Origin of the sequence: Stenotrophomonas koreensis, from assembly GCF_001431525.1 — a bacterium.
GTDB classification, from domain to species: Bacteria; Pseudomonadota; Gammaproteobacteria; order Xanthomonadales; family Xanthomonadaceae; genus Stenotrophomonas; species Stenotrophomonas koreensis.
In genome coordinates this window covers 12536-29467 of record NZ_LDJH01000027.1, presented here as the reverse complement: position 1 = coordinate 29467, position 16932 = coordinate 12536, and the positions used below count along the sequence as shown (strand labels likewise).

Annotated in this window: 28 protein-coding genes; all 28 read left to right on the top strand. The window is 61.1% G+C overall.

What is annotated here, in order from left to right; translation table 11 throughout:
• The first annotated feature begins 9 nt into the window (after positions 1-9).
• The 28 genes from rpsG (at position 10) to rpsD (ending at position 16915) form a co-directional block, all read left to right on the top strand.
• On the top strand, positions 10-477 hold the full coding sequence (rpsG, locus tag ABB25_RS12610; protein ID WP_057667329.1) for a 30S ribosomal protein S7: 468 nt from the start codon (positions 10-12) through the stop codon (positions 475-477).
• Between the two features lie 141 nt (positions 478-618).
• A complete protein-coding gene (gene fusA, locus ABB25_RS12605) occupies positions 619-2760 on the top strand; it encodes an elongation factor G (protein WP_057667328.1) in 2142 nt (713 codons plus the stop codon).
• Positions 2761-2819: 59 nt separating this feature from the next.
• Positions 2820-4010, top strand: a complete 1191-nt coding sequence (gene tuf / locus ABB25_RS12600) for an elongation factor Tu (protein WP_057667326.1) — start codon at positions 2820-2822, stop codon at positions 4008-4010.
• Between the two features lie 336 nt (positions 4011-4346).
• Positions 4347-4658: a 30S ribosomal protein S10 gene (rpsJ, locus tag ABB25_RS12595; RefSeq protein ID WP_057638681.1), complete on the top strand. Its 312-nt coding sequence runs from the start codon at positions 4347-4349 to the stop codon at positions 4656-4658.
• An 11-nt stretch (positions 4659-4669) separates the two neighbouring features.
• Positions 4670-5320 (top strand): 50S ribosomal protein L3, encoded by a 651-nt coding sequence (gene rplC / locus ABB25_RS12590; RefSeq protein ID WP_057667324.1) that lies wholly within the window; start codon positions 4670-4672, stop codon positions 5318-5320.
• 12 nt (positions 5321-5332) lie between these two features.
• Complete coding sequence (rplD, locus tag ABB25_RS12585) at positions 5333-5938, top strand: 50S ribosomal protein L4 (RefSeq protein ID WP_057667323.1); 606 nt, start codon at positions 5333-5335, stop codon at positions 5936-5938.
• On the top strand, positions 5935-6234 hold the full coding sequence (gene rplW, locus ABB25_RS12580; protein ID WP_057667320.1) for a 50S ribosomal protein L23: 300 nt from the start codon (positions 5935-5937) through the stop codon (positions 6232-6234). Before rplD ends, rplW begins: the two co-directional genes overlap by 4 nt.
• Before the next feature lie 10 nt (positions 6235-6244).
• Positions 6245-7072, top strand: a complete 828-nt coding sequence (rplB, locus tag ABB25_RS12575; RefSeq protein WP_057667318.1) for a 50S ribosomal protein L2 — start codon at positions 6245-6247, stop codon at positions 7070-7072.
• A gap of 6 nt (positions 7073-7078) precedes the next feature.
• The gene (gene rpsS / locus ABB25_RS12570; RefSeq protein WP_057667316.1) at positions 7079-7345 is read left to right on the top strand and encodes a 30S ribosomal protein S19; all 267 of its coding nucleotides are present in this window, start codon (positions 7079-7081) and stop codon (positions 7343-7345) included.
• A 12-nt stretch (positions 7346-7357) separates the two neighbouring features.
• The gene (rplV, locus tag ABB25_RS12565; RefSeq protein ID WP_057667313.1) at positions 7358-7693 is read left to right on the top strand and encodes a 50S ribosomal protein L22; all 336 of its coding nucleotides are present in this window, start codon (positions 7358-7360) and stop codon (positions 7691-7693) included.
• A gap of 2 nt (positions 7694-7695) precedes the next feature.
• Positions 7696-8430, top strand: coding sequence for a 30S ribosomal protein S3 (rpsC, locus tag ABB25_RS12560; protein ID WP_057667311.1), 735 nt, complete (start codon positions 7696-7698; stop codon positions 8428-8430).
• Between the two features lie 5 nt (positions 8431-8435).
• A complete protein-coding gene (gene rplP / locus ABB25_RS12555) occupies positions 8436-8849 on the top strand; it encodes a 50S ribosomal protein L16 (protein WP_057667308.1) in 414 nt (137 codons plus the stop codon).
• Positions 8849-9034, top strand: a complete 186-nt coding sequence (gene rpmC, locus ABB25_RS12550) for a 50S ribosomal protein L29 (protein ID WP_057667305.1) — start codon at positions 8849-8851, stop codon at positions 9032-9034. Before rplP ends, rpmC begins: the two co-directional genes overlap by 1 nt.
• Positions 9035-9045: 11 nt before the next feature.
• Complete coding sequence (rpsQ, locus tag ABB25_RS12545) at positions 9046-9312, top strand: 30S ribosomal protein S17 (RefSeq protein WP_057667303.1); 267 nt, start codon at positions 9046-9048, stop codon at positions 9310-9312.
• Positions 9313-9325: 13 nt separating this feature from the next.
• Positions 9326-9694: a 50S ribosomal protein L14 gene (gene rplN / locus ABB25_RS12540; protein WP_014161372.1), complete on the top strand. Its 369-nt coding sequence runs from the start codon at positions 9326-9328 to the stop codon at positions 9692-9694.
• Positions 9695-9710: 16 nt separating this feature from the next.
• A complete protein-coding gene (gene rplX / locus ABB25_RS12535) occupies positions 9711-10028 on the top strand; it encodes a 50S ribosomal protein L24 (RefSeq protein ID WP_057667301.1) in 318 nt (105 codons plus the stop codon).
• 11 nt (positions 10029-10039) lie between these two features.
• Positions 10040-10582, top strand: a complete 543-nt coding sequence (gene rplE / locus ABB25_RS12530; RefSeq protein ID WP_057667299.1) for a 50S ribosomal protein L5 — start codon at positions 10040-10042, stop codon at positions 10580-10582.
• Positions 10583-10599: 17 nt separating this feature from the next.
• The gene (gene rpsN / locus ABB25_RS12525) at positions 10600-10905 is read left to right on the top strand and encodes a 30S ribosomal protein S14 (RefSeq protein WP_057667296.1); all 306 of its coding nucleotides are present in this window, start codon (positions 10600-10602) and stop codon (positions 10903-10905) included.
• Between the two features lie 239 nt (positions 10906-11144).
• Entirely contained in the window at positions 11145-11543 is a 399-nt protein-coding gene (gene rpsH / locus ABB25_RS12520) for a 30S ribosomal protein S8 (RefSeq protein WP_057667294.1), read from the top strand.
• Positions 11544-11558: 15 nt separating this feature from the next.
• On the top strand, positions 11559-12086 hold the full coding sequence (rplF, locus tag ABB25_RS12515; protein WP_057667293.1) for a 50S ribosomal protein L6: 528 nt from the start codon (positions 11559-11561) through the stop codon (positions 12084-12086).
• A gap of 33 nt (positions 12087-12119) precedes the next feature.
• Positions 12120-12473, top strand: coding sequence for a 50S ribosomal protein L18 (gene rplR / locus ABB25_RS12510; protein WP_057667290.1), 354 nt, complete (start codon positions 12120-12122; stop codon positions 12471-12473).
• Positions 12474-12635: 162 nt separating this feature from the next.
• Complete coding sequence (gene rpsE / locus ABB25_RS12505; protein WP_057667288.1) at positions 12636-13178, top strand: 30S ribosomal protein S5; 543 nt, start codon at positions 12636-12638, stop codon at positions 13176-13178.
• A complete protein-coding gene (rpmD, locus tag ABB25_RS12500) occupies positions 13171-13362 on the top strand; it encodes a 50S ribosomal protein L30 (RefSeq protein WP_057638663.1) in 192 nt (63 codons plus the stop codon). Before rpsE ends, rpmD begins: the two co-directional genes overlap by 8 nt.
• Positions 13363-13368: 6 nt before the next feature.
• Positions 13369-13812, top strand: a complete 444-nt coding sequence (rplO, locus tag ABB25_RS12495; protein WP_057667286.1) for a 50S ribosomal protein L15 — start codon at positions 13369-13371, stop codon at positions 13810-13812.
• Positions 13813-13819: 7 nt separating this feature from the next.
• Positions 13820-15166: a preprotein translocase subunit SecY gene (gene secY / locus ABB25_RS12490; protein WP_057667284.1), complete on the top strand. Its 1347-nt coding sequence runs from the start codon at positions 13820-13822 to the stop codon at positions 15164-15166.
• A 337-nt stretch (positions 15167-15503) separates the two neighbouring features.
• Positions 15504-15860, top strand: a complete 357-nt coding sequence (rpsM, locus tag ABB25_RS12485) for a 30S ribosomal protein S13 (RefSeq protein ID WP_057667282.1) — start codon at positions 15504-15506, stop codon at positions 15858-15860.
• A gap of 14 nt (positions 15861-15874) precedes the next feature.
• Complete coding sequence (gene rpsK, locus ABB25_RS12480) at positions 15875-16267, top strand: 30S ribosomal protein S11 (RefSeq protein ID WP_057638659.1); 393 nt, start codon at positions 15875-15877, stop codon at positions 16265-16267.
• A 15-nt stretch (positions 16268-16282) separates the two neighbouring features.
• Positions 16283-16915 (top strand): 30S ribosomal protein S4, encoded by a 633-nt coding sequence (gene rpsD / locus ABB25_RS12475; protein WP_057667280.1) that lies wholly within the window; start codon positions 16283-16285, stop codon positions 16913-16915.
• Positions 16916-16932: the final 17 nt, after the last annotated feature.

Below are 16932 nucleotides of genomic sequence, written 5' to 3'. Positions count from 1 at the left end.
GAATAGATCATGTCCCGTAAAGGTAATACCCCGCAGCGTTCCGTCCTGCCGGATCCGAAGCACGGAAGCGAAACCATCGCCCGTTTCATCAACATGGTCATGCTGAGCGGCAAGAAGTCGGTCGCCGAGAAGATCGTGTACGGCGCCATGGACGTCATCGGCGAAAAGAACCCGAACTCCATCGAGCTGGTGCAGAAGGCTCTGGACAACGTGGCTCCGAACGTCGAAGTCAAGTCCCGTCGCGTCGGCGGTGCCACCTACCAGGTGCCGGTCGAAGTCCGTTCCTCGCGCAAGATGGCACTTGCCATGCGCTGGCTGATCGACTCCGCGCGCAAGCGTGGCGAGACCACCATGCCGAAGAAGCTGGCTGCCGAGCTGCTGGACGCTTCTGAAAACCGTGGCGGCGCGATCAAGAAGCGCGAAGAAACGCACCGCATGGCGGAAGCGAACAAGGCCTTCGCACACTACCGCTGGTAATTGCTGCGGCCCCGATTTGCCGGGGCCGTTACCCCTGTTTTGGGGTGCCAGTGGAAGGCGCGCAATTCGCGCCAGTTAATCCGAAGGCCGCCGCAAGGCGGCGTTCGGCCATCCGAATTCTTGCAAATCTGAGAGGCTCCCGTGGCCCGCACCACTCCTATCGAGCGTTACCGCAACTTCGGCATCATGGCCCACATTGATGCCGGCAAGACCACCACGTCCGAGCGCATCCTGTTCTACACCGGCAAGAGCCACAAGCTGGGTGAAACGCATGATGGCTCGGCCACCATGGACTGGATGGAGCAGGAGCAGGAGCGTGGCATCACGATCCAGTCCGCTGCCACCACCGCGTTCTGGAAGGGTATGGACAAGTCCATGCCGGAGCACCGTTTCAACATCATCGACACCCCCGGGCACGTTGACTTCACCATCGAAGTGGAACGCTCGCTGCGCGTGCTCGACGGTGCCGTGTTTGTGCTGTGTGCCGTCGGTGGCGTGCAGCCGCAGTCGGAAACCGTGTGGCGCCAGGCCAACAAATACCATGTGCCGCGCATCGCCTTCGTCAACAAGATGGACCGTACCGGTGCCAACTTCCTGAAGGTGCGTGACCAGCTGAAGGCCAAGCTGGGTGCCGTGCCGGTGCCGATGCAGCTGCCGATCGGTGCCGAGGAAGGCTTCAAGGGTGTGGTCGACCTGCTGAAGATGAAGGCCATTGAGTGGGACGAAGCTACCCAGGGCATGACCTTCAAGTACGTCGACATGCCGGCCGACATGGTCGCTGCGGCTGAAGAAGCCCGCACCTTCATGATCGAGACCGCTGCCGAAGCGTCCGAAGAGCTGATGGAAAAGTACCTGGGCGGCGAAGAGCTGGCCGAGGGCGAAATCATCAATGCTCTGCGTACCCGTACCCTGGCTACCGAAATCGTGCCGATGTACTGCGGTTCGGCGTTCAAGAACAAGGGTGTGCAGGCCATGCTCGACGGCGTGGTCCAGCTGCTGCCGTCGCCGGTCGACGTGCCGGACGTGAAGGGTACCGAGGTCGACAATGACAGCGTCGAACTGACCCGCAAGTCCGACGACAAGGCCCCCTTCTCGGCGCTGGCGTTCAAGATCATCACCGACCCGTTCGTTGGTTCGCTGACCTTCTTCCGCGTCTACTCGGGCGTGCTCAATGCCGGTGACCAGGTGCTGAACTCGGTCAAGGGCAAGAAGGAGCGCATTGGCCGCGTGCTGCAGATGCACTCCAACAACCGCGAAGAAATCAAGGAAGTGCTGGCGGGCGACATCGCTGCGGCGGTGGGCCTGAAGGACACCACCACTGGCGACACCCTGTGCGCCGTGGATGCCCCGATCGTGCTGGAGCGCATGGTGTTCCCGGAGCCGGTGATCTCGATGGCAGTCGAGCCGAAGACCAAGTCCGACCAGGAAAAGATGGGTCTGGCACTGGGTCGTCTGGCCCAGGAAGATCCCTCGTTCCGCGTCAAGACCGACGAAGAGTCCGGCCAGACCATCATCTCGGGCATGGGTGAGCTGCACCTGGACATCATCGTCGACCGCCTGAAGCGCGAGTTCAACGTCGAGGCCAACGTCGGCAAGCCGCAGGTGGCTTACCGCGAAACCATCCAGGCCGCTGACGTCAAGTCTGACTACAAGCACGCCAAGCAGTCCGGTGGTAAGGGCCAGTACGGTCACGTCGTGATCGAGCTGTCGCCGATCACCGCTGAAGACCGTGCCGATCCGAAGATCGCCCCGCTGATCAAGGATGACTTCCTGTTCATCAACGACATCACCGGTGGTGTGATTCCGAAGGAATTCATTCCGTCGGTTGAAAAGGGCCTGCGTGAAACCATCGTGTCCGGCCCGTTGGCTGGCTTCCCGGTGGTCGATGTCAAGGTCAAGCTGGTGTTCGGTTCCTACCACGACGTCGACTCCTCGGAAATGGCGTTCAAGCTGGCCTCCTCGATGGCCTTCAAGCAGGGCTTTGCCAAGGCCAAGCCGGTTCTGCTGGAGCCGATCATGAAGGTCGAAATCGTCACTCCGGAGGACTACCAGGGTGACGTGATGGGCGACGTCAGCCGTCGTCGCGGCGTTCTGCAGGGTTCGGGCACCACCGGTGACGGTTCGGCCAGCATCATCAATGCGATGATCCCGCTGGGCGAAATGTTCGGTTACGCTACCGCACTGCGTTCGCAGACCCAGGGTCGCGCAACGTTCACCATGGAATTCGACCACTACGAGCCGGCGCCGAACAACATCGCCGACACCGTGATCAAGAAGGGCTGAGCTTCGGCTCAGCTCCACCATCCTTCGTTTTTTCATTGAATCATTAAAGGTATACAAACATGGCCAAGGGCAAGTTTGAACGCACCAAGCCGCACGTGAACGTCGGCACCATCGGTCACGTCGATCACGGCAAGACCACCCTGACTGCTGCGCTGACCAAGATCGGCGCCGAGCGCTTCGGCGGCGAATTCCACGCCTACGACGCGATCGACAAGGCTCCGGAAGAAAAGGCTCGTGGCATCACGATCTCGACCTCGCACGTCGAATACGAATCGGAAACCCGCCACTACGCTCACGTTGACTGCCCGGGTCACGCCGACTACGTCAAGAACATGATCACCGGTGCCGCCCAGATGGACGGCGCGATCCTGGTCTGCTCGGCTGCTGACGGCCCGATGCCGCAGACCCGCGAGCACATCCTGCTGTCGCGCCAGGTTGGCGTGCCGTACATCGTCGTGTTCCTGAACAAGGCCGACATGGTGGACGATGCAGAGCTGCTGGAACTGGTCGAGATGGAAGTGCGCGAGCTGCTGTCCAAGTACGACTTCCCGGGCGACGACACCCCGATCATCGCTGGCTCGGCCCGTGCCGCGCTGGAAGGTGACCAGTCGGAAATCGGCGTGCCGTCGATCCTGAAGCTGGTCGATGCGCTGGATACCTGGATCCCGACCCCGGAGCGCGACGTTGACAAGGCATTCCTGATGCCGGTCGAAGACGTGTTCTCGATCTCGGGCCGCGGCACCGTGGTGACCGGCCGTATCGAGCGCGGCGTGATCAAGGTCGGTGAAGAAATCGAGATCGTCGGCATCCGTCCGACCGTCAAGACCACCGTCACCGGCGTGGAAATGTTCCGCAAGCTGCTGGACCAGGGTCAGGCAGGCGACAACGCCGGTCTGCTGCTGCGCGGCACCAAGCGTGACGACGTCGAGCGTGGCCAGGTCCTGGCCAAGCCGGGTTCGATCAAGCCGCACACCCAGTTCGAAGCCGAAGTCTATGTCCTGTCCAAGGACGAAGGCGGCCGTCACACCCCGTTCTTCAAGGGCTACCGTCCGCAGTTCTACTTCCGTACCACCGACATCACCGGCGCCATCGAGCTGCCGGAAGGCGTTGAAATGGTGATGCCGGGCGACAACATCAAGATGTCCGTCACCCTGATCAACCCGGTGGCAATGGACGAAGGCCTGCGCTTTGCAATCCGTGAAGGTGGCCGCACCGTCGGCGCCGGCGTGGTTGCCAAGATCAACGCCTGATTCTGTAGTAAAATGCGCACCCCGCTGTTCCCTGGGTAGGGCAGTGGGGCGCCAATAACGGGAAAAGAGGAACAGGAAGTTCCTCGTGTTCCCCAGACATGGATAGTCGGTCGTTCATCGGGGGTCAACAGTTCACTGTTGACCTCCTTTGTGCACGTCCGATATACTCTCGCGTCTGGGCAGGCCAGTAGTCTTGGTCTGCCTTGGTTTTTTGAGGTCAATGGAGTGGCCTTGTCGCCGTGCCGGAGTGCGCGGCGTCTTTGTTAGATGGACTAATCGTGGGGCAGGGCAACCCAGAGGCCTTGTCTGTCGCTCTTTATATTCAAGGAACCCGTCATGGCGGACCAAAAGATCCGAATTCGGCTGAAGGCGTTCGATCATCGTTTGATCGACCGTTCGGCCAGCGAGATCGTTGAGACGGCTAAGCGAACCGGCGCCCAAGTGCGTGGCCCGATTCCGTTGCCGACCAAGATCGAGCGTTACACCATCCTCGTCTCCCCGCACGTCGACAAGGACGCGCGTGACCAGTACGAGACCCGCACGCACAAGCGCGTGCTCGATATCGTCGATCCGAACGACAAGACCGTAGACGCGCTGATGAAGCTCGAGCTGGCGGCTGGCGTCGACGTGCAGATCAAGCTGGCTTGAGGACTACGACGATGACGAAGAAGTATTCGTTGGGCTTCGTGGGCCGCAAGGCTGGCATGAGCCGTGTTTTCACCGATGACGGTCGCTCCATCCCGGTGACCCTGATCGAAGCAACCCCCAACCGCATCGCGCAGATCAAGACCGTTGAAACCGACGGCTACTCTGCTGTGCAGGTGACCGTGGGCGCCCGTCGCGCTGCCCTGGTCAACAAGCCGGAAGCCGGCCACTTCGCCAAGGCGAAGGTGGAAGCTGGTCGCGGTCTGTGGGAATTCCGCGTTGATGACGCCAAGCTGGGCGAGTTCGCCATCGGCGGCGAAATCAAGGCAGACATCTTCGAAGTTGGCCAGAAGGTCGACGTCCAGGGTGTCACCAAGGGTAAGGGCTTCCAGGGCACGATCAAGCGCCACAACTTCACCATGGGCGACGCTACCCACGGTAACTCGCTGTCGCACCGTTCGCCGGGTTCGCTCGGTCAGCGTCAGACCCCGGGTCGTGTGTTCCCGGGCAAGAAGATGTCCGGCCACATGGGTGATGTGCAGCAGAGCACCCAGAACCTGGAAGTGGTCAAGGTCGATGTCGAGCGCGGTCTGATCGCCGTGCGCGGTGCCGTCCCGGGCGCAGCTGGTGGCGATGTGATCGTCCGTCCGGCGAGCAAGGCATAAGGAGAGATGACGATGGAACTCGTTATCACGGGTAGCAACAACAAGGTCTCGGTCTCCGAAGCCGTGTTCGGCCGCGAATTCAATGGCGATCTGGTTCACCAGGTCGTGGTTGCCTATCGCAATGCCGCTCGCGCTGGTACCAAGGCACAGAAGACCCGCTCGGAAGTGGCCGGCACCACCAAGAAGTCGAAGAAGCAGAAGGGCGGTGGCGCACGCCACGGCGCTCTGACCGCTCCGATCTTCGTTGGCGGTGGCGTGACCTTCGCGGCCAAGCCGCGTTCGTTCGAGCAGAAGGTCAACCGCAAGCAGTACCGTGCAGCCGTCTGCGCGATCCTGTCCGAGCTGAACCGTCAGGGCCGCATCACCGTCGTCGAATCCTTCGACGTCGACGCTGCCAAGACCAAGGTTCTGGCTGACAAGCTGGCTGGCCTGAACGCCGGCAAGCGTCCGCTGATCGTGACCGAGGATGCGTCCGAAGCCCTGTACCTGTCCGCCCGCAATCTGCCGTACGTGCAGGTCCGCGACGTCCAGGGTCTGGATCCGGTTGCCCTGGTCGGTGCCGATACGGTGATCATCACCGCTGAGGCCATCAAGATGGTCGAGGAGTGGCTGGCATGAGCAGCAACGAAAAAATCTTCAGCGTGCTGCGCGCTCCGCGGATCTCGGAAAAGACCGCGCGCCTGCAGGAACTCTCCAATCAGTACGTCTTCGAAGTCTCGACCGAAGCCACCAAGGCTGACGTCAAGGCTGCAATCGAAAAGCTGTTCGACGTCAAGGTCGAGGCTGTCAACGTGGTCAACGTGAAGGGCAAGAGCAAGAACTTCCGTAACCGCGCGGGCCGTCGTGGCGATTGGCGCAAGGCGTATGTTCGCCTGGCCGATGGCCAGTCGATCGATGTAACGGCCAAGGCCTGAGGTACATCCGATGCCATTGATGAAATTCAAGCCCACCTCCCCCGGCCGCCGTTCGGCCGTGCGCGTGGTAACGCCAGACCTGCACAAGGGCGCTCCGTACGCTCCGTTGCTGGAAAAGCAGAGCAAGTCCGGTGGTCGTAACCACCACGGCCGTACCACCACCCGTCATATCGGTGGTGGCCACAAGCAGCACTACCGCCTGATCGACTTCAAGCGCAACAAGGAAGGTATTCCGGCTCGCGTGGAACGTATCGAATACGATCCGAACCGCACTGCCCATATCGCCCTGCTGTGCTATGTCGACGGTGAGCGCCGCTACATCATCGCCCCGAAGGGCCTGAAGGCTGGTGACCAGGTCATTGCCGGTGCCAACGCACCGATCAAGACCGGCAACACCCTGCCGCTGCGCAACATCCCGGTTGGTAGCACCATCCACGCCATCGAGCTGAAGCCCGGCAAGGGCGCCCAGATTGCTCGCGCCGCTGGCGCTGGCGTCCAGCTGGTTGCACGTGAAGGCGTCTACGCCACCCTGCGTCTGCGCTCCGGCGAAATGCGCAAGGTGTCGGTCGAGTGCCGTGCCACCATCGGTGAAGTCGGTAACGACGAGCACAACCTGGAGAAGCTCGGCAAGGCCGGTGCTGCTCGCTGGCGTGGTGTTCGCCCGACCGTTCGCGGTGCAGCCATGAACCCGGTGGATCACCCGCACGGTGGTGGTGAGGCGAAGGCCGGCCAGGGTAATCCGCATCCGGTCACCCCGTGGGGTGTCCCGACCAAGGGTTACAAGACGCGCCATAACAAGCGCACTCAGCAGTTCATCGTCCGCGATCGTAGGGGCTAATCGACCATGGCACGTTCACTCAAGAAGGGCCCGTTCGTCGATCACCACCTCATCAAGAAGGTGGAGGCCGCTGCGGGTAGCAAGAAGCCGATCAAGACCTGGTCGCGCCGTTCGATGATCCTGCCGGAAATGGTAGGCGTCACCATCGCCGTGCATAACGGCAAGAACCACGTTCCGGTGCTCGTCAACGAGAACATGGTTGGCCACAAGCTCGGCGAATTTGCCATCACCCGGACCTTCAAGGGTCACGGTGGTGACAAGAAGTCGAAGTAAGGAGAGATGACTATGGAAGCGAAAGCAATCCTGCGCACCGCGCGCATCTCCCCGCAGAAGGCACGTCTGGTCGCTGACCAGGTGCGCGGCCTGCCGGCCGAGCGCGCTGTCAACCTGCTGAAGTTCTCGGACAAGAAGGCTGCCCACCTGATCAAGAAGGTGGTGGAGTCGGCAATTGCCAATGCCGAGAACAATCAGGGCGCCGATATCGACGCGCTGAAGGTCCAGACCATCATGGTTGATGAAGGTCCGACCCTGAAGCGTTTCATGGCCCGCGCCAAGGGCCGCGGCACGCGCATTCTCAAGCGCACCAGCCACATCACTGTGGTCGTGGGCGAGGGTAAATAACGATGGGTCATAAAGTTCATCCGATTGGTATCCGCCTGGGCATTTCCAAGGACTGGAATTCCAAGTGGTACGCCAACAAGGCCGATTTCGCCAGCTACCTGGCTGCCGACCTGAAGGTCCGCGACATGCTTCGCAAGAAGCTTGCTGCCGCAGGTATCTCCAAGATCCTGATCGAGCGTCCGGCCAAGACCGCCCGCGTCACCATTCACACCGCCCGTCCGGGCGTGGTGATCGGCAAGCGTGGCGAGGACATCGAGAAGCTGCGTAAGGAAGTCAGCGACATGATGGGCGTCCCGGCGCACATCAACGTGACCGAAGTGCGCAAGCCGGAGTTGGATGCACAGCTGGTTGCCGAGTCGATCGCGCAGCAGCTGGAGCGTCGCATCATGTTCCGTCGCGCCATGAAGCGCGCTGTCGGCAACGCGATGCGCCTGGGTGCCCTGGGCATCAAGGTCAACGTCGGTGGCCGTCTGAATGGTGCCGAGATTGCCCGTTCGGAGTGGTACCGCGAAGGTCGTGTGCCGCTGCACACCCTGCGTGCCGACATCGACTATGGCTTCGCTGAAGCCTCGACGACCTACGGCATCATCGGTATCAAGGTCTGGATCTACAAGGGCGAAGTCTTTGATTTCTCCCAGGTTGGCCAGGAAAAGCAGGACGACAGCCCGCGTGGCGACCGCGGTGATCGCGGCGACCGCAGCGATCGTCCGTCGCGCCCGGCTCGTGAAGCGAGGTAACGACAATGTTGCAACCCAAGCGAACCAAATACCGCAAGGTACACAAGGGCCGCAATGACGGCCTGAGCTGGAGCGGCAATGCTGTCAGCTTTGGCGAATACGGCCTGAAGGCAACTGCTCACGGCCAGCTGACCGCGCGTCAGATTGAAGCGGCCCGCCGCTCGATCAGCCGCTACGTCAAGCGCGGCGGCAAGATGTGGATCCGCGTGTTCCCGGACAAGCCGATCACCAAGAAGCCGATCGAAGTCCGCATGGGCTCCGGTAAGGGTAGTGTGGAGTACTGGGTCGCTCAGATCCAGCCCGGCCGCATGATCTATGAAGTTGAGGGCGTGACTGAGGAAGTGGCTCGCGAGGCATTCCGCCTGGCCGCTGCCAAGCTCTCGGTTACCACCACATTCGTGACCCGGACGGTGCGCTGATGGACATCAAACAACTCCGCGAGAAGTCGGCTGACGACCTCAAGACCCACCTGATTGACCTGCGTAAGGAGCAGTTTGCACTGCGCATGCAGCAGGTCACCGGTCAGCTGCCGAAGACCCACGAAACCCGCCGGGTGCGCCGCGAGATTGCTCGCGTCAAAACCCTGCTCGGCAGCACCAAGTAAGGATCGCCGCGATGAGCGAAATCGAAAACAAGACGCTGCGCACGGTCGAAGGCCGTGTCGTCAGCAACAAGATGGACAAGACGGTCACCGTGTTGGTGGAGCGCCAGGTCAAGCACCCGTTGTACGGCAAGTACATCAAGCGCTCGACCAAGCTGCACGCTCACGATGCCGACAACGCCTGCAATGAAGGCGATGTCGTGCTGCTGACCGAGATTGCTCCGATGTCCAAGACCAAGAACTGGCGCGTGGTGGAAGTCATCACCCGTGCGGCTGAATAAGGAGGCCTGACTCATGATCCAGATGCAGAGCTACCTCGACGCCGCCGACAACTCCGGTGCCAAGGAACTGATGTGCATCAAGGTGCTGGGCGGCTCGAAGCGCCGTTACGCCGGCATCGGTGACATCATCAAGGTCACCGTCAAGGATGCAATCCCGCGCGGTAAGGTCAAGAAGGGCGAAGTGTATGACGCCGTCGTGGTGCGTACCCGCAAGGGTGTGCGTCGCGCCGACGGCTCGCTGATCCGCTTCGACGGCAATGCCGCGGTCCTGCTCAACAACAAGCAAGAGCCGATCGGCACCCGCATCTTCGGGCCGGTGACCCGTGAACTTCGTTCCGAGAAGTTCATGAAGATCGTCTCGCTCGCTCCCGAAGTTCTGTGAGCGCTAGGAGATAATCATGGCTAACCGTATCAAGAAGGGCGACCAGGTTGTCGTCAATGCCGGCAAGGACAAGGGCAAGCAGGGCGAAATCGTTCGCGTTGACGGCGACCGCGTGGTCGTCGCCGGCCTGAATATCGTCAAGCGCCACACCAAGCCGAACCCGCAGGCAGGCGTTGCCGGCGGCGTGGTCGAGCGTGAAGCTTCGATCCATATCTCCAACGTGAATGTTGTCAACCCGGCGACGGGCAAGGGCGAGCGCGTTGGTTTCAAGGTGCTGGAGGATGGACGCAAGATTCGTGTGTTCCGCTCCAGCGGTGAGGCGCTCGACGCCTGAGGATGACTTTAATGACTTCCCGTCTCGAAAAGATTTACAAGGAAGAAGTGGTGCCGGCGCTGATGAAGCAGTTCGGCTACACCAATCCGATGGAAGTGCCGAAGCTGGTCAAGATCACCCTGAACATGGGTGTTGGCGAAGCTGCCACCAACAAGAAGATCCTGGAAAATGCCGTTGCCGACATGACCAAGATCTCCGGCCAGAAGCCGGTCGTGACCAAGTCGCGTGTCTCGGTGGCTTCGTTCAAGATCCGTGATGGCTGGCCGATTGGCTGCAAGGTCACCTTGCGTCGCGGCACCATGTACGAATTCCTGGACCGTCTGATCACCATCTCGCTGCCGCGCGTGCGTGACTTCCGTGGCGTGTCCGGTCGTTCGTTCGATGGCCGTGGCAACTTCAACATGGGTGTGAAGGAACAGATCATCTTCCCGGAAATCGACTTCGACGCTGTCGACGCCGTCCGCGGTATGGATATCGCCATCACCACCACTGCCAAGTCCGATGCGGAAGCCAAGGCGCTGCTTGCAGCGTTCAAGTTCCCGTTCCGTAACTGATAGTCGAGGAAACCGAAATGGCAAAGACCTCCATGGTCAACCGCGACATCAAGCGGGTAAAGCTGGCCAAGAAGTTCGCTGACAAGCGTGCTGCGCTGAAGAAGATCATCGCCAGCACCGATGCTTCGTTCGAAGACAAGTTCAACGCCGCCAGCAAGCTTGCACAGCTGCCGCGTGACTCGTCGCCGTGCCGTCAGCGTACCCGTTGTGCCCTGTCGGGCCGCCCGCGCGCCGTCTACAGCAAGTTCGGCCTGGGCCGCAACAAGCTGCGTGAAGCCACCATGCGTGGTGACGTGCCGGGCCTGCGCAAGGCCAGCTGGTAAGAAGTGCCGCCCCGTCACCTGGTTCAGGCCATTGGACGGGGCAGGGGATGGGGGTGAAAGCCCCCTGAACCTGAAAGTTTTTCAAAGAGCCCGGGGCAACCCGGGCTCTTTTGTCGTATACTCCCGCGTCTTGCCCGCGTTTACAGGCGTGAGCGTGGGTGTTTGAAGGGGCCTGGCCCAATCCCAGGAGACAACGGATTTTCGCGAAAGCGGATATCGGTGCACTCAAAGGTAAGCACATGAGCATGACTGATCCCATCGCCGACCTGCTGGTTCGCATCAAAAATGCGGCCGCAGTTGGCAAGAAGACGGTGAAGGCCCCGGCCTCCAAGATCAAGTTGGCGATCGCCCAGGTCCTGAAGGACGAGGGTTACATCACCGACGTGACCGTCACCCAGCTGGCCAACAACAAGGCTGAGCTGGAAATCACCCTGAAGTACTTCGAAGGCAAGCCGGTCATCGAGACCCTGAAGCGCTTCTCGCGTTCGGGCCTGCGCCAGTACCGCGGCAAGAGCGATCTGCCGAAGGTCATGAACGGCCTGGGTATTGCCATCATCTCCACCTCCAAGGGCATCATGACCGATGCGCAGGCGCGCCAGCAGGGCGTCGGCGGTGAAGTCCTGTGCTTCGTGGCCTAAGGGAGTAATCGAATAATGTCCCGTGTAGCCAAGAAGCCGGTCACCCTGGCCAAGGGTGTTGAACTGAACGTTGCCCCGGAACTGATCACCGTCAAGGGCCCGAAGGGCACCCTGTCGCTGACCAAGGATGCCGGCATCGATGTCGTCATTGAAGACGGCGTTGCCACCCTGAAGACCGAGAATGCCGAACTGGTGGCCCTGGCCGGCACCGTGCGCGCCATTCTGGCCAACATGGTCAAGGGCGTTTCCGAAGGCTTCGAAAAGAAGCTGGAGCTGGTCGGCGTGGGTTACCGCGCTGCGATGCAGGGCAAGGACCTGAACCTGTCGTTGGGCTTCTCCCATCCGGTGGTCTTCGTTGCCCCGGAAGGCATCACCCTGTCGACCCCGACCCAGACCGAAATTCTGGTCCAGGGCGCGGACAAGCAGGCTGTCGGTGAAGCTGCCGCCAAGATCCGCGGCTACCGTCCGCCGGAGCCCTACAAGGGCAAGGGTGTGAAGTACGCTGGTGAAGTCATCATTCGCAAGGAAGCCAAGAAGGCCTAATCACTAGGTTTTCAGCTTTCGAGGACAAAGAAAATGAACAAGAACATCGCCCGCCTGCGTCGCGCCAAGTCGACCCGTTCGCACATCCGCAATCTGGGTGTGGCTCGTCTGTCGGTTCTGCGCACCGGCCAGCACCTGTATGCACAGGTTTTCACTGCTGACGGCTCCAAGGTGCTGGCTGCTGCCAACACCACCCAGGCCGAAGTGGCTGAAGGTCTGAAGAACGGCAAGAACGCCGATGCCGCCGCCAAGGTTGGCAAGATCGTTGCCGAGCGCGCCCTGGCCGCTGGCATCGAAAAGGTTGCCTTTGACCGTTCCGGTTACCGTTTCCATGGCCGCATCAAGGCCCTGGCAGACGCTGCCCGCGAAGCCGGCCTGCAGTTCTGATTGAAGCAAAGCGCGGCGCATACGTCGCGCTTTGTCCTGCCCGCCGGTACGGGTTGTGCCGGACACTGTTGCTCTTCTGCAGCGCTCAGTGGATCAATGCGGTAACTCACAACTATAAGCGGCGCTGGACGCCGTACATACTTCAACTCACTAGGAATTCTCATGGCAGAAGAACGTCAGTCGCGGGGTCGCGATCGCGACCGCAACCGCGAAGAAAAAGTCGATGACGGCATGACCGAAAAGCTGGTCGCGGTCAACCGCGTCAGCAAGACCGTCAAGGGTGGTCGTCAGTTCACCTTCACTGCGCTGACCGTGGTCGGCGATGGCGAAGGCAAGGTCGGCTTCGGCTACGGCAAGGCACGCGAAGTGCCGGTCGCCATCCAGAAGTCGATGGAGCAGGCCCGCAAGAACATGATCAGCGTCGAGCTGAACAATGGCACCCTGTTCCATACCGTGAAGTCGGGCCATGGCGCCGCTCGCGTGTTCATGCAGCCGGCTTCGGAAGGTACCGGCGTCATTGCCGGCGGCGCCATGCGTGCCGTGCTGGAAGCTGTCGGTGTGAAGAACGTGCTGGCCAAGGCCACCGGTTCGCGCAACCCGATCAACCTGGTCCGTGCAACCCTGAAGGGTCTGTCCGAAGCCCAGTCGCCGGCCCGTATTGCTGCCAAGCGCGGCAAGAAGGTGGAGGATCTGATCCATGGCTAATGACAACGTCAAGACCGTCACCGTCCGTCTGGTCGGTGGCCTGCGCGGTACCCAGTCCCGTCACCGTCTTTCGGTGAAGGCTCTGGGCCTGAACAAGCTCAACTCGGTTCGTACCTTGAAGGACAGCCCGCAGGTTCGCGGTCTGATCAACAAGGTGTCCTACCTGGTTAAGGTCGAGGAGTAATAGACCATGACTATGCGTCTTAATGACCTGGCGCCGGCTGCCGGCGCACGTACCGAGCGCACCCGCGTCGGTCGTGGTATCGGTTCGGGCCTGGGCAAGACCTGCGGCCGCGGCCACAAGGGTTCGTTCGCCCGCAAGGGTGGCGGCAAGATCAAGGCTGGCTTCGAAGGCGGCCAGACCCCGATGCAGCGTCGTCTGCCGAAGATCGGTTTCCGTTCGCCGATTGCCAAGCTGACCGCTGAAGTGCTGACCTATCAGCTGGACAAGCTGGAAGCCGGTGAAGTCACCTTCGCCGTGCTGCGCGAAGCCGGCCTGGTGTCGACCACCGCCAAGAAGGCCAAGCTGGTCGTCAAGGGTGAGCTGACCAAGGCGTTCGTGCTGAAGGGTATTGCTGCCACGGCTGGTGCCAAGGCTGCTATTGAAGCTGCCGGCGGCAGCATCCAGGAGTAAGTGAGACATGGCGCAAGCTGGCATTGGAAACCTCGGCGGCTCTGGTAAGTTCACCGAACTTCGCCAGCGTCTTCTGTTTGTCATCGGGGCGTTGATCGTCTACCGCATCGGTTGCTACATCCCGGTGCCCGGCGTCAACCCCGATGCCATGCTTGCGCTCATGGAAACCCAGGGCGGCATCGTCGACATGTTCAACATGTTCAGCGGTGGCGCCCTGGCTCGCCTGAGTATCTTTGCGCTGAACGTGATGCCGTACATTTCGGCATCGATCGTGATGCAGCTGGCGGTACATATCTTCCCGACGTTGAAGTCGCTGCAGAAGGAAGGTGAATCGGGTCGCCGCAAGATCACCCAGTATTCGCGCATCGGTGCGGTACTGCTGGCGATCGTGCAGGGTGGTTCGATCGCGCTGGCGCTGCAGGGCCAGTCCTCCGGCGGTGTGCCGGTGGTCTATAACCCGGGCCCGATGTTTGTCTTCACCGCTGTTGTTGCGCTGACTGCCGGCACCATGTTCCTGATGTGGGTGGGCGAGCAGGTTACCGAGCGCGGCATCGGCAACGGTGTTTCCCTGATCATTTTCGCCGGCATCGTGGCCGGCCTGCCGGCAGCGGTCATCCAGACCCTCGGCGCGTTCCGCAATGGCGACATGAGCTTCATCTCGCTGCTGATCATCACCGTGGTGGTGCTGGCGTTCACCTACCTGGTGGTGTTCGTCGAGCGCGGCCAGCGCCGCATTACGATCAACTATGCCCGTCGTCAGGGTGGTCGCAATGCCTACATGAACCAGACCTCGTTCCTGCCGCTCAAGCTGAACATGGCGGGCGTGATCCCGGCGATCTTTGCCTCCTCGATCCTTGCCTTCCCGGGCACCGTTGCCCTGTGGTCCGGCCAGGCTGCCGAGGCGAACTGGCTGCAGAAGATCGCCAATGCCCTGGCCCCGGGCGAGCCGCTGTACATGATCGTGTTCGGTGCGCTGATTGCTGGTTTTGCCTTCTTCTACACCGCACTGGTGTTCAACAGCCAGGAAACCGCCGACAACCTGAAGAAGCAGGGTGCCCTGATCCCGGGTCTGCGTCCGGGCAAGGCCACTGCCGACTACATCGACGGTGTGCTGACCCGCCTGACTGCCGCTGGCGCGATCTACCTGATCATCGTCTGCCTGCTGCCGGAAATGCTGCGCGCCCAGCTGGGTACCTCGTTCTACTTCGGTGGCACCTCGCTGTTGATCGTGGTCGTGGTGGTGATGGATTTCATCGCCCAGCTGCAGGCCCACCTGATGAGCCATCAGTATGAGAGCCTGCTGAAAAAGGCCAACCTGAAGGGTGGCAATCGCGGTGGTTTCGCTCGCGGTTGATCGCTGTTACAATTTCCTCTTCTTGTGCGAGAGCTTTCCGTTACGCGGTTCGCTCTCCAAACGAAGGGCGGCCCCCGCAGCGGTTCCGGGTGGGGGTGAGACATTGGTTGTTTTGCGCGGGAGTAGCGCAAACGGTACGCAGGCAACTGCAGGCCAGCCAAGTCCGGCGCCGGAGCATGGGCACACTCCCCATGCCGGACCCCGCGTGTGCTTTCTGACGCTGGGTTTCAATGCAAACCGGAACCTGTACAATCGCACGTTCATTTTTTGATCCATCCTGCCGGCTCTGCGCCTTTCGTGTGCGCAGTCGGTCAACACTCAGCTGGAGAACCGCGTAATGGCGCGTATTGCAGGCGTCAACCTGCCAGCCCAGAAGCATGTCTGGGTCGGGTTGCAAAGCATTTACGGCATTGGCCGTACCCGTTCGAAGAAGGTCTGCGAAGTCGCAGGCGTTGCTACGACCACCAAGATCCGTGACCTGTCCGAGCCGGAAATCGAGCGCCTGCGCGCCGAGATCGGCAAGTACATCGTCGAAGGCGACCTGCGTCGCGAAATCGGTATCGCTATCAAGCGCCTGATGGACTTGGGCTGCTACCGCGGCCTGCGCCATCGTCGCGGCCTGCCGCTGCGCGGTCAGCGTACCAAGACCAATGCACGCACCCGCAAGGGTCCGCGCAAGGCTCTGAAGAAGTAAGGGACTAGAACAACATGGCTAAGCCCGCTGCTAAGCAGACCAAGAAGAAGATCAAGCGCGTCGTCACCGACGGCGTCGCCCACGTCCACGCTTCGTTCAACAACACCATCGTGACCATCACCGACCGCCAGGGCAATGCTCTGTCCTGGGCCACCTCCGGTGGCGCTGGTTTCCGTGGCTCGCGCAAGTCGACTCCGTTCGCTGCCCAGGTTGCTGCCGAGAAGGCCGGCCGTGCTGCCCTGGATTACGGCGTGAAGTCGCTGGAAGTCCGCATCAAGGGCCCGGGTCCGGGTCGTGAGTCGGCCGTGCGTTCGTTGAACAACGTCGGCTACAAGATCACCAACATCATCGACGTGACGCCAATCCCGCACAACGGGTGCCGTCCGCCGAAGAAGCGTCGCGTCTAAAGGAGCGATAAAGAAATGGCTCGTTATATCGGTCCTACCTGTAAGCTCGCTCGTCGCGAAGGCGCTGACCTGTCGCTGAAGAGCCCCGCCCGCGCTCTGGATTCCAAGTGCAAGCTGGAGCAGAAGCCCGGCCAGCACGGCGCAACCAATACCCGTAAGGGCAAGCTGTCCGACTACGCTACCCAGCTGCGTGAAAAGCAGAAGGTCAAGCGCATCTACGGCCTGCTGGAGCGTCAGTTCCGCAACTACTACAAGAAGGCCTCGACCAAGAAGGGCAACACCGGCGAGAACCTGCTGCAGTTGCTGGAAACCCGCCTGGACAACGTTGTCTACCGCATGGGTTTTGCTGTTACCCGTCCGGCCGCCCGTCAGCTGGTCAGCCACCGCGGCGTGACCGTCAACGGCAAGTCGGTCAACCTGGCCTCCTACCAGGTCAAGGCTGGCGACGTCGTTGCCCTGTCGGAAAAGGCTGCCAAGCAGCTGCGCGTCCAGGAAGCCCTGACCGTTGCCGAACAGCATGACCTGAACCCGTCCTGGGTTGAAGTCGATGCGAAGAAGTTCACCGGCATCTTCAAGGCTGTCCCGGATCGCGCCGACCTGCCTTCGGATATCAACGAAGCTCTGATCATCGAGTTGTATTCGAAGTAATTCACTTTGGAGAGCCC